The following is a 469-nucleotide window of genomic DNA, read 5'->3' on the forward strand; positions in this document are numbered from 1 at the left end:
TCGTCGATGACGACGAGTCCCGCGTCGGCCGCGAGCCGGGGGAGCACCTCGTCGCGGAAGCCGGGGTTGTTGAGCCGCTCCGGCGAGCACAGCAGCACGTCGACCTCGCCGTCCGCGATGGCCCGGTGCACGTCGTCCCATTCGGTGACGTTGGCGGAGTTGATGGTGACGGCCTTGATGCCCGCCCGCGCGGCGGCCGAGATCTGGTCGCGCATGAGCGCCAGGAGCGGGGAGACGATGACGGTCGGCCCGGCTCCGCGGTCGCGCAGCAGGCGCGTGGCCACGAAGTACACGGCCGACTTGCCCCACCCGGTGCGCTGCACGACGAGCGCACGGCGCCGGAACGCCATGAGGGCCTCGATCGCGCGCCACTGGTCCTCACGCAGCGTCGCGTCCTCGCGCCCCACGAGCGCGCGCAGCGCGGTCTCGGCGTCCTCGCGCAGCGACTGCCCGTCGAGCAGGCCGCGCA

At 73.8% G+C, this 469-nt stretch carries 1 protein-coding gene; it reads right to left on the reverse strand.

Going from position 1 to position 469, the window contains the following annotated elements; translation table 11 throughout:
* Positions 1-443, reverse strand: a 443-nt coding sequence (locus G3I78_RS48065) for a DEAD/DEAH box helicase (protein ID WP_239158479.1), incomplete at its 3' end; no start/stop codon positions are given.
* Between the last annotated feature and the right edge of the window lie 26 nt (positions 444-469).

Origin of the sequence: Streptomyces sp. SID13726, assembly GCF_010548375.1 — a bacterium.
GTDB lineage: Bacteria > Actinomycetota > Actinomycetes > Streptomycetales > Streptomycetaceae > Streptomyces.